Origin of the sequence: Rhodococcus sp. DN22 (assembly GCF_036669995.1) — a bacterium.
In the GTDB taxonomy this organism is placed as follows: Bacteria; Actinomycetota; Actinomycetes; order Mycobacteriales; family Mycobacteriaceae; genus Rhodococcus_F; species Rhodococcus_F erythropolis.
The window spans coordinates 5,725,553-5,738,503 of the sequence record NZ_CP133326.1 but is presented as its reverse complement, the minus strand read 5'-3'; the positions used below and the strand labels follow the sequence as shown (position 1 = coordinate 5,738,503).

The window sequence follows — 12,951 nt, the reverse complement described above, 5'->3', positions numbered from 1 at the left end:
GGGATTCGGATGATGACGGGCACGACTGCGGCCCGGCGCTGTCGATTGCAACGCCGGGTGGGAAACGGGAAAACTCTAGTGGGGCGGGTGGATCGAATCGATGATGCCGACGATTGCGGACGAGATGGCGTCGAGTTCGGGTGCGCTCACTCCGGTCGCGCCAGTTGCGAGATTTTGCATGTAGATTCCGTCGATTGCGCCGATCGTGTAGCGGGCGAGCAGTGTGGCGTCGCTGCCGGCGATGTCGGTTGCGTGCCGAAGCTCATCGGCGAAGGCGGATATGTACGTCGTGTAGCTGGCTCTGGCGAGTTCGGCCTTGTCCGGATTGCGCAGCGCCCACAGCAGCAGCTCGTATTGGGCGATCGGGACGTCCCGATCGGCGTGGAGAAGATCTTGGAAGCGTTCGAGCAATGAACGGATGATCTCTTGACGTGTCCAGCCAGTTGTCGGTACCAGGCGTGATCCCACTGTGGTGGCACGAAACATGTCGTCCACGGCGGTATAGATCTCTCCTTTGCCGTCGAAACTGTAGTGCAACGCAGCGAGGTTGACTCCGGCTTCGTCGGCGATGCGGCGGGTGGTCGCCGCGGCCAGTCCGTCGCGAATGATGACTCGGGCGGCGGCCTTGACGATCGCAGTCCGCCGCTCGGATGCTGTCAGATACGCCATTCGCTTTACCGTTCACCTTCTCGTTGTCGTGGGACTCCAGGGGTCGAGCGTATCGATGTCACTCAGCGTGCGTGACACCCTGGTCGATCCTTTATCCGCCCGGTGCGTTCCGGGTGCGTCGTTGCCGCTCTTCGGGATCTCTTGCAGTTTGCCTATTGACGCTAGCTCCGATCCGCCATAATCTCAGTCACATGAGTTAGTCACGTGACTGACTTCATTGCTCGACTATAGCGCTTGGCAGATCACACCAGGGCGAGAGCTGCGACATCGCACAAAACCGCGTCTCTCTGACGCGCAACCAAATCGCTTGCCCCATGCCCCGAAACTGGAGGGACCACCCCATGACCGACATCCGAGAGCGGGTGGATACAGATCCACCGCGACCCGATGAATCCCATACCCGGTGTGCGCCCGACGTCGCCGTCACGATGGAGTTCGACCCACCCCCGTTGGTACGAGCTGTCGTGACCCGCCTGCGCGTTGCTCTCGATTCCGACTCAGGCAGGAAAGCTCTCGAGGCAATGCCCCCCGAGGTCGACCTGCAGTCGACCAGTGATCCGCAAAGCGCGCGATTGACTCGAACAGCAACCGGCGTGCACGTCAGTAGCCCCGAGGGGTCGACAGTTCCTGTTGTCGGAATCAGCGTCGACGAACTGGCGATATCCGAGGACGAGCCCCTGGCGGGCACTGCGAATGTTGCCGCGTTAACCCCTCTTATCGAACCAGAGCCACCGACGCTGGACATCGCAGCGTGTGAATTCTGGGAGAAAGCTTCGGGCCTGCCTGGAATGCCCGGATTGTCATTGGCTGCTCTCGACACGGGCGCAGCCGTGCACGTGGGGCCGACAACGGATGCGTATGAAATTCACGGGCTCGAGATGGATCTACGTCGACTGCTAGCGGGTTTCGAGTTGTTCGTCTATTCCCTGCGCGCAGGGAAGTTCTACATCAAAGGCACGAACCGACAATTGTCGGTCGTCGCGGGAGCATCAATGAAGGCGGTCCTCCATGTTTGACACGACGAACCTCGGTGAATGGATCGGCAACAATTCCGTTCGCACGATTCGCGCACAAACCGTGACGTTGGATGGTGCCTTGGTCGGAAAACATCTGTCACCCAAAAAGTTTGAGTCCGGAGCGCAATCGGGCTGGGGATTCGCTGATATCGCCCTCGCAGTCGATCTCGGGAACACCGCTCAGCTCGGATTCGATTTCGGTGATTGGCGCGGTGAGATGCACGACGTCTTCCTTCGTCCCGATCTTACGACTCTGTCAACCGACGCATCACTACCAGGTCTCGCCACGGTGATGTGTGATCTGGTCGATCAACACGGGGCACCGCTTCCGGTGTGTTCGCGATCCACGCTCGCACGTGTGGTCAAAGAGCTTGCCGAGCTTGGATTTACAGGTAAGGCGGCCGTGGAGATCGAGGCCACGGTGTTCGAAGAGTCGATCGAGCAGGCCCGCGAACAGCGTTTCACGAACCTGCATCCACTCGGCGGTACCCAGGGCGCGATCTACCTGTTGAGCAGATCACGGGACTACACGACGCTCATGGACGCAATAGCTGACCGCATCGAACGGGCCGGAATCCCTTGGGAAGGCTGGGCAGACGAGTCCGCGCACGGCCAAATCGAAGTAAATCTCCCACCGACCGACATTCTCACCGCAGCGGACTGGTACGTACGAACGAAGCAGATCATGCGGGAAGTCGCCTACGAGCACGGTCGCACCATCACCTTCATGGCTCGGTGGTCGCCGGACCAGTTCGGGCAGGGCGCTCACATCAACCTTTCGCTTCAACAGGACGGACGGAACGCCTTCTTCGATGAAGTTGAGCCCTCGCGCCCGTCGGAGACGATGCGGAACTTCATCGGTGGCGTCCTCGACACAATGGCGGCGGCCAGTTCTTTCCAGTATCCGACCGTGAACTCATACCGCAGAATCGCAGAATTCGACGGACCTCCCACCACCGTCACGTGGGGTGTTGACAACAAGAGTGCGGCCGTTCGAGCCGTCTGCACGACCGAGAAGCTCTCTCGTGTCGAGTATCGCGTCCCGTCGGCGGACGTGAACATCTATCTGTCGATGGCATCGTTCCTTGCCGGCGGTCTGATCGGTCTGCGCGATCACAGCGATCCTGGCCTCGAATGCACCGTCATGGCCTGGGGATTGCCGCCGGGAACCCCGAAGTTGCCAGCCAGCCTCTCTCGAGCGATCGCGGAATTGAGTGGCGATGTAAACCTGACGGAGGTTTTGGGGCGAGAGCTGGTGGAGTACTGGATCGGCACGCGCCGGTGGGAATGGTTGCAGTTCTTCACCACTGGGGGAGACCCGGCCGCAGGAGTCTCCGACTGGGAGCTCGAACGCTACTTCGAGCACGTCTGACAACGAGGACAGGTCTGAAGATGAAAGCAGCAATACTGAACGCTGCCCCTGGTCGGCTCGAGTTCGAAGAACTCGACATCGACGTGGCCGGACCTCGAGAAGTTCGCATACGTACAGCAGCCGTCGGGCTGTGTCATACCGATCTGCACTACGTGGACGCGCTCTGGCGAACAGAACTTCCGGAGGTGCTCGGTCACGAGGCATCGGGCATCGTCGAATCGGTTGGGTCAGACGTCACGGCTGTAGCGCCTGGCGACCACGTCGTGACGTGCATGACAGCTTTTTGTGGCCGATGCCGATACTGCATTGCAGGTCGACTCACCCTCTGCTCCAATCATTCCCGCCTCCGCTCGCGGCCCCAGCCGGCGTTGACGACCAAGGCCGGGCGCGCAGTGGGACGAATGGGTGGCATCGGTGGATTCGCCGAACAGATGCTCGTGCACGAGAACAGCGTCGTCCGCGTCGACGATTCGGTACCTCTCGATCGCGCGAGTTTGCTCGGGTGCGCCACCATCACTGGCGTCGGGGCGGTCTGGCACAGTGCTCGCATCGAACCAGGGTCGTCGGTTGCCGTCATCGGTTGTGGAGGCGTGGGGCTTTCGGTAATTCAGGGCGCCCGGCTAGCCGGCGCGGCCCGGATCATCGCGATCGATGTGGACCAGCGAAGTATCGATCAGGCTCTTCGAGTCGGGGCGACTGCGTCAGTGAACGCGGCTGAGATCGAACCAGTCGACGCCGTACGCGCGTTGTGTCCGGGTGGGGTGGACTACTCATTCGAGGCGATCGGCCGCAGAGTCACTGTCGAGCAGGCATTCTCGATGCTCGCTCCCGGCGGAGTGGCCACGGTCCTCGGCATGGTTCCTGATGACGAGCCGCTGCGGATCACAGCGTCGGAATTGTTTTTCCAGGAGAAGCGATTGCAAGGCTCCCTCCTCGGGTCGAACCAATTCCCGACCGATATTCCGCGATTGGCCGAGCTGTACGTCCAGGGCCGACTCGAACTCGACGAGATGATCTCGTTGCGAGTCCCCTTCGGCGAGATCAACACAGGAATCGCAGCGCTTCGTGAAGGAGGGGTGAATCGTGTCGTCGTCGAATTCGCCTGAGCGTGCGCGTCGCCCATTGATCGGAGTGACCGGTCGGCGCTCGAGCGCGGAACGCCTGGCCGTCGAACCTCGGTACCGCCATCTCGAGTTCGACATGCACTACTCCGATTTTCCCACCCGGCTGTCGTCCGAAGGCGCCCTGGTCGTCCAAATTCCCTATGAGGCAAGCGGAATCGACCTGATTGAGCGGCTCGACGGAATAGTCATCTCTGGTGGGCAGGATGTTCACCCCGAAACACTGGGTATCGACGCCGCGCCCACCGACCCGGACAGTGACCCGCGTCGAGATGCGTATGAGATCGAATTAATATCGGGTGCAGTAGAACTCGGTACTCCACTGCTGGGTGTCTGTCGCGGGATGCAGATGCTGAATGTGGCATTGGGAGGCACGCTCGTGCCTGATCTTCCGACCATAGACATCAACCACAAGTCACCAGGACTGGGCATAGCCGAGGAGACCCACCCCGTACGGATCGCCACTGATTCGACGGTGTTCGAGATATACGGCGCACACGTAGAGGTCAACTCCTTGCACCACCAAGCAGTGGACCGGCTCGGCCCGGGCCTCACTCCCAGCGGGTGGGCTCCGGACGGTGTCGTCGAAGCGGTGGAGATGCGCGGGAGACCGATCGTCGGCGTCCAATGGCATCCGGAATGGCGCCGGAAGGACCCCGTCTTCGCATGGTTGGTCCAGGTCGCTCTCGCGCGAAAGGAAGTGCTCGATGGAGTTGCATGAATACTCGGACATGGACGCCACGGATCTGAAATGTCGACTCGACCGGAAAGAAGTAACCCCTGCTGAAGTGCGCGAAGCCGCACTAGCTGCAATCTCCCACGTCGACACGCACCTCGGTGCCACCGTCGGTCCTCCACTCGACCCACCACCGACGTATTCCACATCCGGTCCTTTCAGCGGAGTTCCGTTCGCGCTCAAAGATCTCCTGTGCACTGCGGCGGGGATAGCGAACGAGAACGGTAGCGCAGCAACCGCAGGCTATATCGCCACACGTGACTCCGATCTGATGGCTAGGTGGCGCGCTGCCGGACTGTCCGTGACCTGTCGCACTGCCACACCAGAATTCGGATTCAGCGCAACGACGGAATCGGCAGTGAACGGTCCTACCCGCAACCCCTGGAACCCACAGCGGGTCGCCGGTGGATCCAGCGGTGGCTCCGCGGCGCTCGTTGCCGCCGGGGCCTTGCCGTGGGCGCACGCCAACGACGCCGGCGGATCCATAAGAATCCCTGCCGCACTGTGCGGGGTGGTGGGACTCAAACCGACCCGCGGGCTCGTTCCACCCGGCCCGGATTCGGATGAACCGCTCTTCGGCCTCACGACTGAGTTCGCGGTCACCCGGACAGTTCGCGACGCCGCCGCGTTGATGGACGTAGTGCACGGCAGCGCACCGGGGGACCGGTACTTTCAGCCGCGTCGAAGCCCCGGCCACTACAGCCGAGCAGTCGGCCGGCGACCGAAAGGCCTCCGGATCGCTGTGTCGACCGAATCACCTGGCAGTCGTCACGCTGCGGACCCCGCCGTGACAGCCGAGGTGATGCGCATCGCGCGCTTGCTCGAACAGTTCGGCGGCCACGTCGAGAATGCGGCACCAGATGTTGACCCCGAACTGTTTCGGGATCTCAATCTCACTTTCTGGTCTGCGTCGATCGCAGAGTCCATGCGCGCACTGACCGGAGTACGCGCCATCGAGGACATGTACTCCTCGCTGGAGAGCTCGACTGCCGCCATGGTTCGTCACGGATTCACCGTGGAATGGGCGGACATCGCCCGCGCCCGCCGCTACCAGAATCACCTGACCCGTGGCACGGCGAGCTTCTTCGAATTCTTCGACCTCACTCTCACGCCCACCACACCGACGACCGCCTGGCACGTCGGCGAACTCGACTCCAACCGGCGGGGTATCACCGCCGGCGAGTGGGTGGACACCTTGGCGAAGTACTCGCCCTTTACTGCCATCTACAACGTCACGGGCCAACCGGCTATCTCCATCCCCACAGGAATGTGTGACGGACTGCCGATCGGAGTGCAGCTCGCCGCAGCTCCCGGCCGTGACGATCTGTTGCTTGCCGTGGCCGCGCAACTCGAGGAAGCCGTCCCATGGGCAGGCCGCGTCCCACCGATTCATGCCGGCAAGCCGCTCCTCCCAGAAACGGAAAAAATGCCGACCCTCTACTCGGAAACGGAACGCACATGAACACCCGCGAGGAATGGACACGATTCGCGACGTCAATCGAAGCACCATCGGCTATGTGGCTGAACGGTCAATGGTTCAACGGTGACGGGAGTGAGCGCCACTATGTCTTGTCCCCGCATAACGACACCGTCGTAACCAGCGTCCCGCTGGCCACTCACGCCGACGTCGACAGAGCCGTCGAAGGTGCTCGCGCGGCGTTTCTCGATGGCCGGTGGGCGAGGATCAGTGCGCACGAGCGTGGTGCGGTACTGCAGCGGTGGGCAGAGCTCGTCTACGAGCACCGCGACGAACTCGCTGCGCTCATCACACTCGAGATGGGTAAGCCGATCCAGGTGGCACGTGATATCGAGCTGCGCGCCGTCGAGAACACCTTCCGCTGGTATGGAGAACTGGCTGACAAACTCTACGACGAGTCGCCACGCGGCCTGATCGATGCGGTCGCGTTGGTGAGCCGTGAGCCGGTGGGGGTGGTCGCGGCGATCACCCCATGGAACTTCCCACTCACTCTCAGTAGTTGGAAGATCGCCCCTGCGTTGCTTGCAGGCAACAGCATGGTCATCAAGCCCGCTACACAGTCACCGTTGTCCTTGCTTCGCTTGGCTCAGCTGGGTTCGGCTGCAGGACTTCCCGACGGCGTGCTGCAAGTTGTCACAGGTAGCGGTGGACAGGCCGGAGCTGCCCTTGCTCGCCACAACGGCGTCGACTGTCTCACCTTCACCGGATCACCGGATGTCGGCAAACAGCTGCTGATCTACGCGGGTGAGTCGAATGCGAAACCCGTTCATCTCGAACTCGGCGGCAAGAGCCCACAGTTGGTATTCGCCGATGCTCCGGACCTCGCCGTTGCAGCGCGCACCGTGGCGTGGGCAATTACCTTCAACGCCGGACAGATGTGCACTGCAGGTGCTCGCTTGTTGGTCGAGGAAACGATCGCGGATCAATTCGTCGCCGAGGTGGTTTCGGAAATCAAGCGCTGCACTGTCGGTGACCCTTTCGATCCCGATACCCACATCGGGCCCGTCGCGAGTCGGGCGCATCGCGCGGACGTCCTCGAACACGCGAGAACTGCTCACACAGAAGGCGCAACGCTCGCCCACGGTTCGCTGCAGGAACGAGCAGGTTCGGGGGCGTACCTGGATCCGATCGTGTTCACCGATGTTCAGGCCGAGCACCGCCTGTTCATCGAAGAAGTTTTCGGACCGATCCTCGCAGTCACCCGTTTCACTGATGACGCTGACGCCGTCAGGTTGGCTAACGCCACACCGTTCGGTCTCGGAGCGGGGGTGTGGACGTCGAATCTCACACGAGCCCACCGGCTCACGCGCGAAATCGACGCAGGTCTTGTCTGGGTGAACTGCTACGAGGAAGGGGATCTCTCCGTCCCCTTCGGCGGTCGCAAACTCTCAGGCCACAGTGTGGACAAGAGCATCCATGCACTCGACAAATTCACGTCGACGAAGTCGACGTGGATCCATCTCTGAACAAAGGCACAGCACATGTCATCACGGGTCAACGACGGCCACATCGCGATCATCGGAACCGGGTTTTCCGGGCTGTGCATGGCGATCGAACTGAAGAAGAAGGGCATCGACGACTTCGTCCTGTACGAACGCGCCGACGATGTCGGCGGAACCTGGCGCGACAACACATACCCAGGGGCAGCCTGCGATGTGCCCAGCGTGTTGTATTCCTACTCCTTCGCTCAGAACCCGAACTGGACCCGTATCTTCCCGCCATGGTCGGAACTGCTCGACTATCTCAGATCTGTTGCTGCGCAGTATGATTTGCTGCCGCACATTCGCTTCGGTGTCGAGGTCTCCGAAATGCGGTTCGACGAGGACCGGCTCCGGTGGAACATCCAGTTCGCATCCGGCGAATCAGTGACGGCGGCCGTTGTCGTCAACGGCTCAGGGGGCTTGAGTAATCCGTACATCCCGCAGCTACCCGGACTGGAATCATTCGAGGGTGCCGCATTCCACTCCGCCAAGTGGCGACATGACCTCGACATGTCGGGAAGGCGTGTCGCGGTGATAGGTTCCGGCGCCAGTGCGATCCAGTTCGTCCCCGAAATCGCCCCGCACACCGAGACCCTGCATGTGTTTCAGCGATCACCCAACTGGGTCATGCCACGTGGTGATGCCGCGCTGTCGCCCGCCACCCGCGAAAGATTCTCACGGCGTCCTTATCGTCAACGGTGGCTGCGATGGCGGACCTACTGGGCATTCGAAAAGCTCGCCAGCGCCTTCCTCGGAAATCGCAAACTCGTCGAACAGTACCGATCCCAGGCGCTCGCCAATCTTCAACAGCAAGTGCCGGATTCGGACTTGAGGCAGAAGGTCACCCCAGATTACGATCCCGGCTGTAAACGTCGCTTGATATCCGACGACTGGTACCCCGCGCTGCAACGGGAAAATGTGCACTTGAACACCTCGGGGGTTTCCGAGATCCGCCCGCATTCGATCATTGACTCAGAGGGAGCGGAACACGAAGTCGACACCCTGATCTTCGCGACCGGATTCCAGGCAACCAGCTTCCTGGCACCGATGAAAGTATTCGGCCGCGAAGGAGTCGAACTCTCCGACAGTTGGCGCGAGGGCGCCGCAACAAAGCTCGGGCTTGCATCCGCCGCGTTCCCGAACCTGTGGTTCCTCAACGGCCCGAATACCGGTCTCGGTCACAACTCGATCATCTTCATGATCGAAGCACAAGCCAGATACATCGCTTCGGCAGTGCAGTACATGCGCCGAAAAAGTATCTCTGCCCTCGAACTCGATCGCACCGTCCAGACAGGCAGCTACGCCGCCACCCAAGAACGCATGCGCCGAACTGTATGGGCATCGGGTGGCTGCGACAGCTGGTATCAATCCGCTGACGGTCGAATCGACACCCTGTGGCCGGCCAGCACAATCGAATACTGGTTGCGCACCAGGCTATTCCGCAAGTCCGACTTCCGTGCACTGACGACAGGCAAAGGATGAACAACATGGACGTATCAATACTCGGCACCGGCTTGATGGGAACAGCTCTCGCTCAGGCGCTCATACGCAGCGGGACAAAGGTGACGGTGTGGAATCGAACCGCCGACAGAGCGTTACCCCTCGCTGCGGCTGGAGCCACAGTCGCCGAATCTCCACAATCTGCGATTGCGGCCAGCCCGCTAATCGTCATCAGTCTCCTGAACTACGAGATCGCCAAAGATGTCGTTACAGAAGCAGATTCGATTGCCGGAAAAATCATCGTCAACACCGCAACCGGTACGCCGGAGGAAGCGAACCAGTTCGCCGAGTGGATCGCAGGGCGAGGCGCTCGGTACCTCGACGGAGCCATAGCTGCATACCCGGAGGACATCGGAACCGAAAGTTCAGGGATCAACTATTCCGGAGACGAGGACGTGTGGGAGGACGTCCAGAGCCTTCTGACACCCATCGCCGCCCAATCACGATATGTCGGAGCCCGTCCCGGTGCCGCCAACGTGATCGACGCGGCCATGGCAGGCGCATTCTTCAACGTCGCGCTCGGTGCCTTCCACGAAGCAGCAGCGTACGTGCGGTCCGAGGACGTCGCGATCGCGGAGATGCGCCACAGTTTGCACCTGTGGACCGACAAACTTCTCGAACTCCTTCACGAAGCACTCAAAGCGTTCGAATCCGGAGAGTACGAGACCGATCAGGCAACCTTGAACGTATACGCAGCCGCAGTAGAAGCCTGGCAACAATCGATGCAGCGAGCAGGCCAACGCGCCGCTCTGATGACGGCGAATCTCGACAACTTGCAACGTGCATGCGCAGCCGGGCACGGGGACAAGGGCATCTTCGCCCAAATCGAAACACTCTCCGCCAACCCTCAATCCGCAATCTAAGGAGACATCAATGACAACCATGGCCAATCACCTCACCGCCCTGCCCTCGACAACAACAGTCGACGAGATCGTCGACGTGATCCACCGCGACGGCGGTGTCATCGTCGAAGATTTCCTCGACACCCCCCAGCTCGACGAGCTGCGCGCCCAACTTGGCCCCGTCCTTGAAAGCACCGGCTACGGAGAAGACGAATTCTTCGCCGGAACCCAAACGCGAAGAGCAGGAGGGCTGTTCGGTCGGATCGACCTCATGCCCGAGATCGCGCTCCACCCGCTCTACTACGGGGCCGCCAAGAAGATCCTTCAGGTGCCCCTGTCCGTCTGGGTCGGAGACGACCAGATCGAAATCACGCCTGATATCCAGATCGGTGTCACTCAGGCAATCGAAATCCACCCAGGGCAGGGTGCCCAGCGTCTCCATCGAGACGACACGAGCTTTCTGTGGCGCCACCCCGACTACGGACGCGAGGGCCGACTGCAGATCATGGTGGCGGTCAGCGATTTCACAGCAGAAAACGGCGGCACCCTCGTCATACCCGGAAGCCATCGGTGGGACGACCAACGGGGCCCGAAACAAGCCGAAGCGGCGCCGACCGTAATGCGGGCCGGTGCTGCCCTCATCTGGACCGGTTCTACGTACCACGGCGGTGGTAACAACTCGTCCGAGGCGCCACGGACCGGCTTGACGATGGCATTCGACCTCGCCTGCTTACGTCAGGAAGAGAACCAATACCTGTCAATCCCGCGTGAAAAACTGCTTGATCTTTCCGAAGAGGTACAGCGACTGCTCGGCTGGGGGTCCGGAGCGAACCTGATGGGTTACGTCGAACGGGGCGGTCAGATGATCGACGCACACGTTCTCCTCGAAAACGGCGCCGTCGAACTCCCGACTGCCCGCTGAACCCTCGATCCTGCACGTCGCTTGCCACCCGCAACCCAACTCGCACAGTAGTTTCTGGGTTTCGAATCGAGAAACATATCCGTCATGGGCGTACTCCAGCTGATTCACCTTGACATCGTGTGTCTCAGGTCAGGACTAGGCAATTGCCTAGTCCTGACCAAGGGTGCAGTATTCGTACCGCGTGAGCTACCGGTTCTTGAAGAACGAGACGTCGTCGTTGCCGATGAGGTCAGGGACCGTCCAGCCGTCGAGGTCGTATTCACTCAAGCACTGCTCGGCCAGTCCCTTCATGGAACTTGCGTGTCCACGATTCTGGGCTGCGAACAGCAGTTCGGCTTTGACGTTCTCGTGATTGCCGGAGTAGTTGCGCTCGTAGAGTTCGTGTCGGCCGCCGAACTCGGTCCCGATCGAATCCCACAGCGCCTTCATGACTTTCACGCGGTCGACGGCGGTGATGCCGTCGGAACCGCGAACGTACTTGTCGAGGTACGGACGCACGTCCGGGCTCTTGAAGTCGAGTGAACTCGAAGGCAGGTAGATCAAGCCCGACGCGACGTCCTGTTCGATGATCTCCTTGATCCGCGGGTACCCCTGGATCATGAACATTCGATAGGTGAGGCCGTACTCGAGCTTCGGGATCACCGAATCGCCGACCCACTGTTCGGGATCGCGTGCCATCGATTCGGTCAACGACCAGAAGAGGTTTCGCCACCCGATCACCTCACCGACACGGGTCTGGACTCCGCGGAAGCCGCCGGCGCCGGTGGCTTCGAGTGCCTTCATCAACAGTCCGGCGATGAAGTCGAGCTTGACGGCCAGGCGAGTGCAGCCCTGAAAGGTGAAGCGCGGCAGGAAGCCTGATTGAGGGAAGAATGCGTTGATCCGGTCGACGTCGCCGTACATGAAGACGTTTTCCCACGGAACCAACACCTTGTCGAAGACGAAGATGGTGTCGTTCTCGTCCATGCGACTCGACAGCGGATAATCGAACGGACTGCCCATCACCGCAGCATGTTCGGTGTACGAGGTGCGGCAGATCAGCTTCACACCCGGCGCGTCCATCGGTACCGTGCAGATCAGGGCGAACTGCTTCTTCTTGATCGGCAGACCGTAGTGAGCGATGAAGTTGTAGTTCGTGATCGCCGATCCGGTGGCGACCACTTTGGCGCCGCTGACGATCAAACCTGCGTCGGTTTCCTTCTCCACCTTCATGAAGACGTCACCGACCTCGTCCGGTGGAAGTTGGCGATCCACCGGGGGATTGATGATCGCGTGGTTCCAGTACAGAACCTTCTCCTGCGATTCGCGGTACCAGCGTTCGGCGTTGTCCTGGAACGGTGCGTACAACTCCTTGTTGGCGTGGAGGGTGCCCAGGAAACTCGCCTTGTAGTCGGGGGAACGGCCCATCCAGCCGTAGGTCATACGAGCCCACGTCGCTATGGCATCGCGTTCCTTGAGCAGATCGGCCGAGGACGTCGGAGTGCGGAAGAACGGCATGGTGACACCGCCGTTGCCCGTGTCCGTCGGAACGGTCAAGGCGTCCACGTGCTCGCCCGTATGCAGAGCGTCGTACAGCCTCGCGGTCATGCGGATCGGATTCCGGAACGCGGGGTGTGTCGTGACGTCCTTGACGCGATCACCGTGAAGCCAGATCTCGCGACCGTCCTGCAGGCTCGAGATGTACTCGTCACCGGTCATCGGTCGGGTGGCGAAGTTCTTCGTGCGGTTGGCTTCGCAATCGGCGGCCGGATTGACCTGTGGCGCTCCGGAATCTGCGGGATCGACGCCGGTGGGAGGAATTTCGGTGGTCGTCAT

At 61.0% G+C, this 12,951-nt stretch carries 11 protein-coding genes; 9 read left to right on the top strand and 2 right to left on the bottom strand.

Translation table 11 applies throughout. The annotated features are described in order from the left end of the window. Positions 1–75: 75 nt before the first annotated feature. Positions 76–669 carry a TetR family transcriptional regulator gene (locus tag RA302_RS26470; protein ID WP_019745642.1) on the bottom strand — a complete coding sequence of 198 codons (594 nt, stop codon included), beginning with the start codon at positions 667–669 and terminating at the stop codon, positions 76–78. Between the two features lie 341 nt (positions 670–1,010). Here RA302_RS26470 and RA302_RS26465 point away from each other — a divergent pair, with 341 nt between their 5' ends. From RA302_RS26465 to RA302_RS26425, 9 genes are read left to right on the top strand one after another with little or no spacing between them, the layout of a single operon-like run. After that, entirely contained in the window at positions 1,011–1,685 is a 675-nt protein-coding gene (locus tag RA302_RS26465) for a hypothetical protein (protein ID WP_019745641.1), read from the top strand. After that, positions 1,678–3,057, top strand: a complete 1,380-nt coding sequence (locus RA302_RS26460) for a glutamine synthetase family protein (protein WP_030536459.1) — start codon at positions 1,678–1,680, stop codon at positions 3,055–3,057. The genes RA302_RS26465 and RA302_RS26460 overlap by 8 nt, the downstream gene beginning before the upstream one ends. Before the next feature lie 20 nt (positions 3,058–3,077). Next, complete coding sequence (locus RA302_RS26455) at positions 3,078–4,163, top strand: Zn-dependent alcohol dehydrogenase (RefSeq protein ID WP_019745639.1); 1,086 nt, start codon at positions 3,078–3,080, stop codon at positions 4,161–4,163. Beyond that, positions 4,141–4,899: a gamma-glutamyl-gamma-aminobutyrate hydrolase family protein gene (locus RA302_RS26450; RefSeq protein WP_029256441.1), complete on the top strand. Its 759-nt coding sequence runs from the start codon at positions 4,141–4,143 to the stop codon at positions 4,897–4,899. Before RA302_RS26455 ends, RA302_RS26450 begins: the two co-directional genes overlap by 23 nt. Further along, a complete protein-coding gene (locus RA302_RS26445) occupies positions 4,886–6,376 on the top strand; it encodes an amidase family protein (protein ID WP_064688363.1) in 1,491 nt (496 codons plus the stop codon). Before RA302_RS26450 ends, RA302_RS26445 begins: the two co-directional genes overlap by 14 nt. Then, positions 6,373–7,857 carry an aldehyde dehydrogenase family protein gene (locus tag RA302_RS26440; protein ID WP_030536461.1) on the top strand — a complete coding sequence of 495 codons (1,485 nt, stop codon included), beginning with the start codon at positions 6,373–6,375 and terminating at the stop codon, positions 7,855–7,857. The genes RA302_RS26445 and RA302_RS26440 overlap by 4 nt, the downstream gene beginning before the upstream one ends. 15 nt (positions 7,858–7,872) lie before the next feature. Then, positions 7,873–9,354 (top strand): NAD(P)/FAD-dependent oxidoreductase, encoded by a 1,482-nt coding sequence (locus tag RA302_RS26435; protein WP_029256439.1) that lies wholly within the window; start codon positions 7,873–7,875, stop codon positions 9,352–9,354. 5 nt (positions 9,355–9,359) lie between these two features. Further along, positions 9,360–10,235 carry an NAD(P)-binding domain-containing protein gene (locus tag RA302_RS26430; RefSeq protein WP_020971038.1) on the top strand — a complete coding sequence of 292 codons (876 nt, stop codon included), beginning with the start codon at positions 9,360–9,362 and terminating at the stop codon, positions 10,233–10,235. Between the two features lie 10 nt (positions 10,236–10,245). Then, positions 10,246–11,136, top strand: coding sequence for a phytanoyl-CoA dioxygenase family protein (locus RA302_RS26425; RefSeq protein ID WP_030536462.1), 891 nt, complete (start codon positions 10,246–10,248; stop codon positions 11,134–11,136). Between the two features lie 186 nt (positions 11,137–11,322). Here RA302_RS26425 and RA302_RS26420 read toward each other — a convergent pair whose 3' ends face one another. Then, positions 11,323–12,951 carry a 4-hydroxyphenylacetate 3-hydroxylase N-terminal domain-containing protein gene (locus RA302_RS26420; RefSeq protein ID WP_003939685.1) on the bottom strand — a complete coding sequence of 543 codons (1,629 nt, stop codon included), beginning with the start codon at positions 12,949–12,951 and terminating at the stop codon, positions 11,323–11,325.

What these genes read in the sequence shown, in the direction of transcription:
- RA302_RS26470 (WP_019745642.1), bottom strand. Translation starts at nt 669, where the DNA reads ATGGCGTATCTGACAGCATCCGAGCGGCGGACTGCGATCGTCAAGGCC.
- RA302_RS26465 (WP_019745641.1), top strand. Translation starts at nt 1,011, where the DNA reads ATGACCGACATCCGAGAGCGGGTGGATACAGATCCACCGCGACCCGAT.
- RA302_RS26460 (WP_030536459.1), top strand. Translation starts at nt 1,678, where the DNA reads ATGTTTGACACGACGAACCTCGGTGAATGGATCGGCAACAATTCCGTT.
- RA302_RS26455 (WP_019745639.1), top strand. Translation starts at nt 3,078, where the DNA reads ATGAAAGCAGCAATACTGAACGCTGCCCCTGGTCGGCTCGAGTTCGAA.
- RA302_RS26445 (WP_064688363.1), top strand. Translation starts at nt 4,886, where the DNA reads ATGGAGTTGCATGAATACTCGGACATGGACGCCACGGATCTGAAATGT.
- RA302_RS26440 (WP_030536461.1), top strand. Translation starts at nt 6,373, where the DNA reads ATGAACACCCGCGAGGAATGGACACGATTCGCGACGTCAATCGAAGCA.
- RA302_RS26435 (WP_029256439.1), top strand. Translation starts at nt 7,873, where the DNA reads ATGTCATCACGGGTCAACGACGGCCACATCGCGATCATCGGAACCGGG.
- RA302_RS26430 (WP_020971038.1), top strand. Translation starts at nt 9,360, where the DNA reads ATGGACGTATCAATACTCGGCACCGGCTTGATGGGAACAGCTCTCGCT.
- RA302_RS26425 (WP_030536462.1), top strand. Translation starts at nt 10,246, where the DNA reads ATGACAACCATGGCCAATCACCTCACCGCCCTGCCCTCGACAACAACA.
- RA302_RS26420 (WP_003939685.1), bottom strand. Translation starts at nt 12,951, where the DNA reads ATGACGACCACCGAAATTCCTCCCACCGGCGTCGATCCCGCAGATTCC.